The sequence below is a fragment of the Streptomyces sp. NPDC033216 genome, assembly GCF_055577115.1.
The window spans coordinates 124,893-135,775 of the sequence record NZ_JBVIQK010000020.1; the positions used below are offsets into that span (position 1 = coordinate 124,893).

The 10,883-nt window shown below is 71.2% G+C and carries 9 protein-coding genes; 3 read left to right on the top strand and 6 right to left on the bottom strand.

Annotated features, from left to right (window positions below; translation table 11 throughout):
- Positions 1 to 263: 263 nt before the first annotated feature.
- From ACZ5Y0_RS29030 to ACZ5Y0_RS29055, 6 genes are all read right to left on the bottom strand, one after another.
- Complete coding sequence (locus tag ACZ5Y0_RS29030) at positions 264 to 1,118, bottom strand: SDR family oxidoreductase (protein ID WP_469131643.1); 855 nt, start codon at positions 1,116 to 1,118, stop codon at positions 264 to 266.
- A gap of 279 nt (positions 1,119 to 1,397) precedes the next feature.
- Entirely contained in the window at positions 1,398 to 2,477 is a 1,080-nt protein-coding gene (locus tag ACZ5Y0_RS29035) for a 2-oxoacid:ferredoxin oxidoreductase subunit beta (protein WP_469131644.1), read from the bottom strand.
- A complete protein-coding gene (locus tag ACZ5Y0_RS29040) occupies positions 2,470 to 4,416 on the bottom strand; it encodes a 2-oxoacid:acceptor oxidoreductase subunit alpha (RefSeq protein ID WP_469131645.1) in 1,947 nt (648 codons plus the stop codon). The genes ACZ5Y0_RS29035 and ACZ5Y0_RS29040 overlap by 8 nt, the downstream gene beginning before the upstream one ends.
- A gap of 214 nt (positions 4,417 to 4,630) precedes the next feature.
- On the bottom strand, positions 4,631 to 5,332 hold the full coding sequence (locus ACZ5Y0_RS29045) for a response regulator (RefSeq protein WP_469131646.1): 702 nt from the start codon (positions 5,330 to 5,332) through the stop codon (positions 4,631 to 4,633).
- Between the two features lie 458 nt (positions 5,333 to 5,790).
- Positions 5,791 to 7,182, bottom strand: coding sequence for a sensor histidine kinase (locus tag ACZ5Y0_RS29050; RefSeq protein WP_469131647.1), 1,392 nt, complete (start codon positions 7,180 to 7,182; stop codon positions 5,791 to 5,793).
- A gap of 120 nt (positions 7,183 to 7,302) precedes the next feature.
- Positions 7,303 to 8,550, bottom strand: a complete 1,248-nt coding sequence (locus ACZ5Y0_RS29055; RefSeq protein ID WP_469131659.1) for a sensor histidine kinase — start codon at positions 8,548 to 8,550, stop codon at positions 7,303 to 7,305.
- Positions 8,551 to 8,752: 202 nt separating this feature from the next.
- Between ACZ5Y0_RS29055 and ACZ5Y0_RS29060 the strand changes: the two genes are divergently transcribed.
- From ACZ5Y0_RS29060 to ACZ5Y0_RS29070, 3 genes are all read left to right on the top strand, one after another.
- On the top strand, positions 8,753 to 9,148 hold the full coding sequence (locus ACZ5Y0_RS29060; protein WP_382779888.1) for an NADH-quinone oxidoreductase subunit A: 396 nt from the start codon (positions 8,753 to 8,755) through the stop codon (positions 9,146 to 9,148).
- On the top strand, positions 9,139 to 9,780 hold the full coding sequence (locus ACZ5Y0_RS29065; protein WP_469131648.1) for an NADH-quinone oxidoreductase subunit B: 642 nt from the start codon (positions 9,139 to 9,141) through the stop codon (positions 9,778 to 9,780). Before ACZ5Y0_RS29060 ends, ACZ5Y0_RS29065 begins: the two co-directional genes overlap by 10 nt.
- Positions 9,777 to 10,883, top strand: a 1,107-nt coding sequence (locus ACZ5Y0_RS29070) for an NADH-quinone oxidoreductase subunit C (protein WP_469131649.1), incomplete at its 3' end; no start/stop codon positions are given. The genes ACZ5Y0_RS29065 and ACZ5Y0_RS29070, both read left to right, overlap by 4 nt.

Here is a 10,883-nt window from a genome sequence, read left to right on the forward strand (position 1 = left end):
CGGCGAAGCCGTTCAGCAGGCCTGTCCGGCCCTCACCAACCTTGGACGTCCCGGTCACGGGCCCCTCCTTCTCACGACCTCACGACGGGCATGCGTGGACGAAGGTAACGCCGGAGACCCCCGCCTGTCATGCCCGTATCGCCATACGGTCGTGACAGGCGGGGGCGGGACGGTCGCGGGCCCGGAACGGGGGGCGGGACGGTCCCGCTCGGAGGCCGATGGAGGGCGTGAGGTGCACCGGACGGGGGTGGTTCCTCGAAAGGTCAGCCCTTGAGCACGGCGGCGATCGCCTCGGACAGCGGAGTGGTCGGGCGGCCCGCCAGCCGGGAGAGGTCCCCGGTGGAGACCACCAGCTCGCCCTTCTCGATCGACGCGTCCACGCCGGCCAGGATCGCGGCGAGCGGCTCGGGCAGGCCGGCCCCGGTCAGGATGCCGACCAGGGCCTCGGTGGGCACGGGGTTGTAGACGATCTCCTCGCCGGTCTGCCGGCTCAGCTCGGCCGCGTACTCCGCGAAGCTCCACGCCTCGTCGCCGCCCAGCTCGTACGTCGTGTTCTCGTGTCCCTCGCCGGTCAGTACCGCGACCGCGGCGGCCGCGTAGTCGGCACGGGAGGCGGAGGAGACGCGGCCGTCGCCGGCGGCGGCGACGACGGCGTTGTGTTCCCGCACCGGGGCGAGGTTCTCGGTGTAGTTCTCGTGGTACCAGCCGTTGCGCAGCAGGCTGTAGGGCAGACCGGAGGTGAGCAGGGCCTTCTCGGTGGCGCGGTGGTCGTCGGCCAGCGCGGCGCTCAGGCTGCCGGGCGCGCTGGTGTACGCCAGCAGGGCGACCCCGGCCCCCCGGGCGGCGTCGATGACGACCTGGTGCTGGGCCGGGCGGCCCTTGTCGAACTCGTTGCCCGAGATCAGCAGGACCTTGTCGCCGGCGGCGAACAGGCCGTCGAAGGTCTCGGGGGCGTTGTAGTCGGCGACCGCGAGCCTCACGCCGCGCCCGGCGAGGTCGGCGGCCCTGGCCTCGTCGCGCACGACGGCCGTGATCTCCTCGGCTGGGACCTTCTCCAGTAGCTGCTCCACGACATGACGGCCGAGGTGTCCGGTGGCTCCGGTGACGACGATGCTCATGATTCAGAACTCCTTGGGGTGCGGTCTTGGACTAACCCTAAGGAGTGCGCTAACTGAAAGAAAGTACCCACTTTGAAGTAAGGTACTGGTGTTGACGTAAGTGCTGTGCTTCGGCGTGGTGCCGACGTCGAGGTGAGGAACCGACGCTGCGCCGGGCCCGGTGCGGCCGGTAGCCGCGCGGGCAGCCACAGAGGCCCGGAACCTCCCCGGTCCCGGGCCTCATGTGACGCGCGTGCGCAGCGTATGTGTGTGCTCGCGGAGGTGCGTCGTCGCCGTCGCTCAGCCGACGACCGTCCACGTGTCCCCGCCCGCCAGCAGCGCCGCCAGGTCCCCCTTGCCGCGCCGGTCGATCGCCGCGTCCAGCTGGTCGGCCATCTGCGTGTCGTAGACCGGCCGCTCGACGGAGCGCAGGACCCCGATCGGCGTGTGGTGCAGGGTGTCCGGATCGGCCAGCCGGGACAGCGCGAACGCGGTGGTCGCAGACGTGGAGTGCGCGTCGTGGACCAGGACCTCGGACTCGTTCTCCGCGGTCACCACCACCACCTTCAGATCACCGGTCGCCCGGTCCCTTACGACCCCCTTGGAGCGGTCGCCGCCGAACCGGATCGGCTGCCCGTGCTCCAGCCGGATCACCGCCTCCTCGGCCGACTCCCGGTCCTTCAGCGCGTCGAAGGCGCCGTCGTTGAAGATGTTGCAGTTCTGGTAGATCTCCACCAGCGCCGTGCCCGGATGGGCGGCGGCCTGGCGCAGCACTTCCGTCAGATGCTTGCGGTCGGAGTCGATCGTGCGCGCCACGAACGAAGCCTCCGCGCCGAGCGCCAGGGACACCGGGTTGAAGGGCGCGTCCAGCGAGCCCATCGGCGTCGACTTGGTGATCTTGCCGACCTCGGAGGTGGGCGAGTACTGCCCCTTCGTCAGGCCGTAGATCCGGTTGTTGAACAGCAGGATCTTGAGGTTCACATTGCGTCGCAGGGCGTGGATGAGGTGGTTGCCGCCGATGGACAGGGCGTCCCCGTCACCGGTCACCACCCACACGCTCAGGTCCCGCCGGGAGGCCGCCAGCCCGGTCGCGATCGCGGGCGCCCGCCCGTGAATCGAGTGCATCCCGTAGGTGTTCAGGTAGTAGGGGAACCGCGAGGAGCAGCCGATGCCCGAGACGAAGACGATGTTCTCCCTGGCCAGTCCCAGTTCCGGCATGAAGCCCTGGACGGCCGCCAGGATCGCGTAGTCACCGCAGCCGGGGCACCAGCGGACCTCCTGATCGGACTTGAAGTCCTTCATGGACTGGCGGCCCTCGGCCTTGGGGACGAGCGAAAGCGCCTCGATCGTGCCCCTGCCTTCCGTGGACGTCTCAGCCATCGATGGCCTCCTTGAGCGCCGAGGCGAGCTGTTCCGCCTTGAACGGCATGCCGTTGACCTGGTTGTACGAGTGCGCGTCGACCAGATACCTCGCCCGGATCAAGGTGGCGAGCTGGCCCAGGTTCATCTCCGGGATCACGATCTTGTCGTACGCCCCCAGCACCGCGCCCAGGTTCTGCGGGAACGGGTTCAGATGCCGCAGATGGGCCTGCGCGATCGACTCCCCGGCCGCCCGCAGCCGCCGTACGGCCGCGGTGACGGGTCCGTAGGTGGACCCCCAGCCGAGGACCAGGGTTCTCGCCCCGTGCGGGTCGTCCACCTCGACGTCCGGCACGTCGATGCCGTCGATCTTGGCCTGCCGGGCGCGGACCATGAAGTCGTGGTTGGCCGGGTCGTAGGAGATGTTGCCGGTGCCGTCCTGCTTCTCGATCCCGCCGATACGGTGCTCCAGACCCGGCGTGCCCGGCACGGCCCACGGCCGGGCGAGGGTCCGCGGGTCCCGCTTGTACGGCCAGAAGACCTCGGAGCCGTCCTCCAGGGTGTGATTGGGGCCCTGCGCGAACTGCACGCCCAGATCCGGCAGTTCGTCCAGCTCGGGAATCCGCCAGGGCTCGGAGCCGTTGGCGAGGTAGCCGTCGGACAGCAGCATCACCGGTGTGCGGTACGTCAGCGCGATCCGGGCCGCCTCAAGGGTCGCGTCGAAGCAGTCGGCCGGCGTGCGGGGCGCGACGATCGGGACCGGGGCCTCGCCGTTGCGCCCGAACATCGCCTGGAGCAGGTCCGCCTGCTCGGTCTTGGTCGGCAGACCGGTCGACGGCCCGCCGCGCTGGATGTCGACGATCAGCAGAGGCAGTTCGAGCGACACGGCCAGACCGATGGTCTCCGACTTCAGCGCCACACCGGGACCCGAGGTGGTGGTCACGGCCAGCGACCCGCCGAAGGCGGCCCCCAGCGCCGCGCCGATGCCCGCGATCTCGTCCTCGGCCTGGAAGGTGCGTACACCGAAGTTCTTGTGCTTGCTCAGCTCGTGCAGGATGTCCGAGGCCGGCGTGATCGGGTACGAGCCGAGGAACAGCGGAAGGTCGGCCTGCCGGGAGGCGGCGATCAGCCCGTACGCCAGCGCCAGGTTCCCGGAGATGTTCCGGTAGGTGCCGACGGGGAACGCCTTCGCCGCCGGAGCGACCTCATAGCTGACCGCGAAGTCCTCGGTCGTCTCACCGAAGTTCCAGCCCGCCCGGAACGCCGCGATGTTGGCGGCCGCGATGTCCGGTTTCTTCGCGAACTTCGACTTCAGAAACCTCTCGGTCCCCTCCGTCGGCCGGTTGTACATCCACGACAAGAGGCCGAGCGCGAACATGTTCTTGCTGCGCTCGGCCTCCTTGCGGGTGAGGTCGAAATCCTTGAGAGCCTCGACGGTCAGGGTGGTCAACGGGACCGGGTGGATCTGGTAACCGTCGAGGGACCCGTCCTCCAGCGGCGAGGCCGCGTACCCCACCTTCTGCATCGCCCGTCTGCTGAACTCGTCCGTATTGACGATGATCTCCGCGCCGCGCGGCACATCGCCGATGTTGGCTTTCAGCGCCGCCGGATTCATCGCGACCAGCACATTGGGCGCGTCACCCGGCGTGAGGATGTCGTGGTCGGCGAAGTGCAGCTGGAACGAGGACACGCCGGGAAGTGTGCCGGCGGGCGCGCGAATCTCGGCGGGGAAGTTCGGCAGGGTCGACAGGTCGTTGCCGAACGACGCCGTCTCCGAGGTGAAACGGTCTCCGGTGAGCTGCATACCGTCACCCGAGTCCCCCGCGAACCTGATGATCACCCGGTCGAGACGGCGTACGTCCTTCGTCCCGTCCGGTTTGCGCTGCTCTCCCACGACGGATGCGTCGCTTCCGTCGCTTCCGTCGGCCTGTTCCGCTGGGCTGCTGACCTGACTGGTCACTGAACTGGACCTCCCTCGAGGCGGCTGTCCGGGGGAGAGGCCTTCCCGAAGGCCCTCCCTGGATCAACCCTACGTCGGTAGGGGCCGCCTTCCCTCGGCCATTCGCATGGCGGTCACTCCTCTGAGACGGCCCGGCGCCCTGACTCGCCATGATTTCCCACGACGCCGGGTGACCGAGAAGGCACGACGAGGGTGCCTCCCGACTTCGTCATCGTCATGAGTTGAGATAGGTGAGCACGGCGAGCACACGACGGTGGTCCCCGTCGCTCGGGGACAGTCCGAGCTTGAGGAAGATGTTGCTGACGTGCTTCTCCACCGCCCCGTCGCTCACCACCAGCTGCTTCGCGATCGCCGAGTTCGTCCGCCCCTCCGCCATCAGCCCCAGCACCTCACCCTCCCGCGGGGTCAGCCCGGCCAGCACGTCCTGCTTACGGCTGCGTCCGAGCAGCTGCGCGACCACCTCGGGGTCGAGGGCCGTACCCCCCTCGGCCACCCGCACCACCGCGTCCACGAACTCCCGCACCTCGGCGACCCGGTCCTTGAGCAGATAACCCACCCCGCGGCTGGACCCGGCCAGCAGTTCGGTGGCGTACCGCTCCTCCACGTACTGCGACAGCACCAGCACCCCGAGCCCCGGATACGACTTCCGCAGCCGTACGGCGGCCCGCACCCCCTCATCGGTGTGAGTCGGCGGCATCCGCACATCGGCCACGACCACGTCGGGCAACACGCCCTCCGCGTCCAGCTCGGTGATCGTCTTCACCAACGCCTCGGCATCCCCGACCCCGGCGACCACGTCATGACCCCGGTCCGTCAGCAGCCGCGTCAGCCCCTCCCGCAACAGCACCGAATCCTCGGCGATGACCACCCGCACCCTGACCTCCACGCTCCCCGGCCCCCGGCCGAACCCGTCCATCCACGAAACAGCCCCAGCATTCCAGCAAACACCCCTCGGCGGGGGCGTCCGACCGTGACACCGGCAAATCCCCGACGACGGCGCACCCGCGACCCGGCGAAGACCGCACGACCGCCCGCAGTACGGGAGAGCGGACGTGCCGATGTGCCCCTGAGGGAGCTCGCCGGGTGCCGCTGTGTCCGGCGGTGGCGGGGGAGGGGCGTGGTCCGTGCGGGGCTGGGGGGGCGGCGCCGTGTCCCACGGCGGCCGGGGGGATTGGTCCGCGCGGGCGGGGGCGTTGCCGTGTCCGACGGCGTGCCTGTGTGGGGCTGCGGGGGTGCCGGGGCCCGCGGGGGCGCTCGCAGGGGCGGAGGCCCTTCCGTGGTGCAGGGGACGTGGTCCCCGCCGGGGTAGTGGGGTCGAAGGGGCGGAGCCCCTGGGGACGGGAAGGGCAGGGGCGGCGGGGGCGAGAAAACCCCCTACTCCCCACCCCGCCAAGGCAGCTCCGCCGTCACCCGAGTAGGCCCCCCGACCGGAGAGTCCACCACCAGAATCCCGTCCACCGCGTCGATCCGCCCGGCCAGCCCGGCCAACCCCGACCCGCCGGAGGCATCCGCACCGCCCACCCCGTCGTCACTCACCTGCACCATCAACCGCTCCTCCACCCGCCACACATCCACCGACGCCCCCCGCGCCCCACTGTGCTTGCTGACGTTCTGCAGCAACTCCGACACCGTGAAGTACGCGATCCCCTCGATCGCCGCGGCCGGCCGCTCCGCCAGATCCACCTCCACCCGCACCGGCACCGTGCACCGGGAGGCCACCGACGACAGGGCCGCGTCCAGCCCGCGGTCGGTCAGCACGGCCGGATGGATCCCCCGCGCCAGATCCCGCAGCTCCCGCAACGCCGTCTTCACCTCGCCGTGCGCCTCGTCCACCATCCGCGCCGCCTCCCGCGGATCCTCCCGCAGCTTCTCCTTCGCGAGTCCCAGATCCATCGCCAGCGCCACCAGCCGCGCCTGCGCCCCGTCGTGCAGATCCCGCTCGATACGCCGCAGGTCGGCGGCCGCCGTATCGACCACGACGCCTCGGTCGGACTCCAGTTCCACCACGCGCGACGCCAGCCGCGACGGGCCGAGCAGCCCGTGCACCATCAGCCGGTCCACCGTCGTCAGCGCCCGCACGATCCACGGCGTGGCCAGCGTGAACAACAGCCCCACCAACGCCGTCACGGTGATCTCGAACGGGTTGTCCAGGTACACCCGGTGCCCGTCGTCGCCGTACAGCTGGAGCCCGCCCTGCCCGCCGTACAGCGGGAAGAGCCAGAACCACAGCGGATACGTCAGCGTCGCCCAGCCGTACACCCAGAAGACGACCGCGACGGAGAAGGAGAGCACCGCCCACGGCAGGTGCAGCACCGCGTACAGGACGTGCCGCCAGGACGTGCCGCTCCTGAGCACCGCGCCCATCCACGACATCGCCCCCCGCCCCCGTGGACGCAACGGCTCCGGCGTGGCCACGTCCAGTCCGAGCAGCCCCCGCGCCCGTGCCCGCTCCACCGCCCCGAGGCCGCGGCACGCCGCCAGCCCCGCCGCCAGCACCGGGACCCCGAGGAACGTCACCAGCAGGCCCGCCCCCACCGACAGCATGGTGACCGCGAAGACGAACAGCACGATGCTGATCGGCAGGCTCAGCAGCACGTAGGCGAACTCCCGCCAGGCACGTCCCTCGACCGGCGCCCGCAGCGCGGACGGCAGCCGCTGCCGCCGACGCCCACCGGCCCCGGCGCCCGGTGTCTCTCCGCGCCGCGAGTGGTTCCCGTGGTCTCCGTAGTCCCCGTACTGCCCGTACTGCCCGTACTGCGTGGCCATCGGCGTCGTCCGTTCTGCTCGTCTCGTCCGCAGGTGTCGTCCCCTACCTCCACCCTCCTCGGCGGGCGCTCCGCGGACCATGGAGTCCGTCGGCGTCCTGGGAGGGGGGTTTTCCCTACCTCAGAGCGTCGGCTCCGTCCGGTCCCGCCAGGGCAACTCCGCCGTCACGGTGGTGGGGCCCCCGACCGGGGAGTCAACGATGAACAGCCCGTCCACGGCGCCCAGCCGGTCCGCCAGCCCCCGCATCCCCGTCCCGCCGTCGAGCCGCGCCCCGCCCCGCCCGTCGTCCGACACCTGGATGAGCAGCCGGTTCTCCACCCGCCACACGTCCACGGACGCCGACTTCGCCCCACTGTGCTTGCTGACGTTCTGGAGGAGCTCGGAGACGGTGAAGTACGCGATGCCCTCGATGGCCTGCGCGGGCCTGGCCGGCAGATCGGCCGTCACCTGCACCGGCACCGTGCACCGGGAGGCCACCGACGACAGGGCCGCGTCCAGCCCGCGGTCGGTCAGCACGGCCGGATGGATCCCCCGCGCCAGATCGCGTAGCTCCTGGAGCGCGAGCTTCACCTCGCCGTGCGCCTCCTCGACCATCACCGAGGCCGCGTCGGGGTCCTCCAGCAGCTTCTCCTTGGCCAGGCCGAGCCCCATCGCCAGATTGACCAGCCGCGCCTGGGCCCCGTCGTGCAGATCCCGCTCGATGCGCCGCAGATCGGCCGCGGCGGTGTCCACCACGACCCCCCGGTCGGACTCCAGTTCGGCGATCCGCCGCTCCAACTCGTCGGACGGGCACAGCAGGGCCCGCACCATCGCCCGGTCCGCGTTGGTCAGTCCCCGCGCCAGGAACGGCAGCACCGGCCACAGCACGAACAACGACACCAGCGTCACCGTGAAGGTGAGGATCCCCCACGGCAACCGGATGAAGTCGTACAGCACCGTCCGCCAGGCCACCGGGTCCTTCAGCACCAGCCACATGCCCTGGAAGACGTTGCCCGCCCGGCGCAACGGCAGCGGGCTCGGCTCGTCGACCCGCACCGAGAGCAGCATCCGCGCCCGGCCCCGCTCGAACCGGCCGATCAGCCGCGCCCCGAGCAGGCCGAGCGTGAGCAGCGGCAGCCCGACCACCGTCAGCGTCAACGTGGCGCCGGTGAGCAGCACCGTCATGACGTAGACGAAGCCGATGACCGACATCGGCAGGTTCGTCAGAAGGTGAGCGATCTCCTTCCACGTCTGTGAGGCATAGGCGAACCGGACGCGCGGCAACTGCTCGTCACGCCCCTGCGCACCCGGGCCGGCGGCAGGCACGACGGGCACGGCGCGCGGCCGCACGGCCGTGGGAGCGGGTTTGGATACGGTCATACGGGTCAGCGTGCCGTGCGACGCGCCCCCGCGCCATGGAGTTCGCCGCCGGGACTCCCTGGGGAAAACCCCACCCCGTCGCGCCAGCCGTGACGGCCTGCTTACCGTGTCTTTATCAGGGCCTAGACTCCCGTGCGTACAGATCGTCGAACAGGCCGAGGTCGGGTCGGGGAGCGAGGGACGGACCGTGCCGCAGTCGTCGCAAGCAGCGCTGAGGGAACCGACGGTCGTCGTGGCGTCGGACTACTTCGACTCCTACGCGGTCGTCGGACTCCTCGCCGTCATCGGCGTGCTCTTCGTCGCGGTCGCGTTCGGTGCGGGCCGCCTGCTGCGCCCCGTGGTCCCCACCCCCGAGAAACTCCTGACGTACGAGTGCGGCGTCGACCCCGTCGGCGAGGGCTGGGCCCACACCCAGGTCCGCTACTACGTGTACGCCTTCCTCTACGTCATCTTCGCCGTCGACTCGATCTTCCTGTTCCCCTGGGCGACGGTCTTCGCCGCCCCCGGCTACGGCGCGGCCACGCTCGTGGAGATGTTCGTCTTCCTCGGCTTCCTCGCCGTGGGCCTGCTGTACGCCTACAAGAAGGGCGTCCTGACATGGACGTGAACCCGCCCACCCCCGAGCCCGTGCTGCTTCCCGAGCCGGTGGTGCTTCCCGAAGCGGTGGGGGTCCCCGAGCCGAAGCGGCTGGGCGCCCTCGCCCGTCTCGCCCCGGAGCCGATGAAGGTCGTCCTGAACTGGGGCCGCCGCTACTCGCTCTGGGTCTTCAACTTCGGCCTCGCCTGCTGCGCGATCGAGTTCATCGCCGCGTCGATGGCCCGCCACGACTTCATCCGCCTGGGCGTCATCCCCTTCGCGCCCGGCCCGCGCCAGGCCGACCTCATGGTCGTCTCCGGCACGGTCACGGACAAGATGGCCCCGGCCGTCAAGCGCCTCTACGAGCAGATGCCCGAGCCGAAATACGTCATCTCCTTCGGTGCGTGCAGCAACTGCGGCGGCCCCTACTGGGACTCGTACTCCGTCACCAAGGGCGTCGACCAGATCATCCCCGTCGACGTGTACGTCCCCGGCTGCCCGCCGCGCCCCGAGGCGCTGCTCCAGGGAATCCTCAAGCTCCAGGAGAAGATCGCACGCGAGTCGCTGGGAGAGCGGTACGCCTCCGGCGCCGAGCGTCCTTCGACGGCGGCCCTCCAGAGCGGGCTCGTACGACCGCCGGCCACGGAGGGGGACGCCCGATGACCACCGTCGGCTGGCTCCCGGCCGCCGCCGAGGAACTCTTCGGCCCGGAGGCCACCGCCGAGGAGTCGTACGAGGTCCTGACGGTCGACGTACCACCGCAGTCCTGGACGGCGGCACTGCTCGCGGCCCGCGACCGTCTGTCCTGCACCTACTTCGACTGGCTCAGCGCGGTCGACGAACCGGGCACCGGCCTCCGTGTCTCGGCCCACGTCGTCGCCCTCTCGCCGGTCCGCCGGCTGCTGGTACGCACGACGGTCCCGCACGAGGCACCCACGCTCGCCTCCGCCGTCGATGTCTACGCGGGCGCGGCCTGGCACGAACGCGAGACCCACGAGATGTTCGGCGTCGTCTTCGACGACCACCCGGCCCTGGACCATCTCCTCCTTCCCGAGAGCTTCGAGGGCCACCCCCTGCGCAAGGACTTCGTCCTCGCCGCCCGTGTCGCCAAGGCCTGGCCCGGCGCGAAGGAACCCGGTGAGTCCGAACACGGCGGCCCCAAGCGCCGCCAGATGCTCCCCCCAGGCGTCCCCGACCCCAACGAGTGGGGACCCCTGAAGGGCCAACTCCCCCCTGCCCCCGCCCGCCCCGCCCGAGCACCCCGTACAGCCGGTGAACGCCCGGCCCGCCCGGCGGGCGACCGCCCGGTCCGGCGTGCGCGTACGGCATCGGAGGGCTCGGCGAGCCAGTCGGCTGCCCCGCCGGCGGGGCAGCCCGCCGGCGGGCCGACCGCTGCCGGGGAGCCCTCGCAGACCGCGGCCGAACGCCCCGCACGACGCGCGCGGACAGCCGCCGAGGGCTCGGCGAGCCAGTCGGCCGACCAGAGCCCCGTCCAGCCCACCGCGGAGGGCTCGGCGAGCCAGCCGGCCGACCAGCCACCGAGCGGGCTCACCGTCCAACCGGAGACCTCGCCGGTGGCCCGTACCGAGAACGCTTCCGCTCCGACCGCTCCCCGGAGCACGACCGGAGCCGGTCCCCGCCGTGCCCGAAGCGTGAGCGAAGGGTCCGCTTCACAGCGGGCGGAGGACACGTCCGCGCCGGGCCTGCCCCCGGGGGACGCGTCCCCCGGGGGCAGGCCCGGCGCGGACGTGTCCTCCGCCCGCTGT

What these genes read in the sequence shown, in the direction of transcription:
- ACZ5Y0_RS29030 (WP_469131643.1), bottom strand. Translation starts at nt 1,118, where the DNA reads ATGAGCATCGTCGTCACCGGAGCCACCGGACACCTCGGCCGTCATGTC.
- ACZ5Y0_RS29035 (WP_469131644.1), bottom strand. Translation starts at nt 2,477, where the DNA reads ATGGCTGAGACGTCCACGGAAGGCAGGGGCACGATCGAGGCGCTTTCG.
- ACZ5Y0_RS29045 (WP_469131646.1), bottom strand. Translation starts at nt 5,332, where the DNA reads ATGGACGGGTTCGGCCGGGGGCCGGGGAGCGTGGAGGTCAGGGTGCGG.
- ACZ5Y0_RS29050 (WP_469131647.1), bottom strand. Translation starts at nt 7,182, where the DNA reads ATGGCCACGCAGTACGGGCAGTACGGGCAGTACGGGGACTACGGAGAC.
- ACZ5Y0_RS29065 (WP_469131648.1), top strand. Translation starts at nt 9,139, where the DNA reads ATGGACGTGAACCCGCCCACCCCCGAGCCCGTGCTGCTTCCCGAGCCG.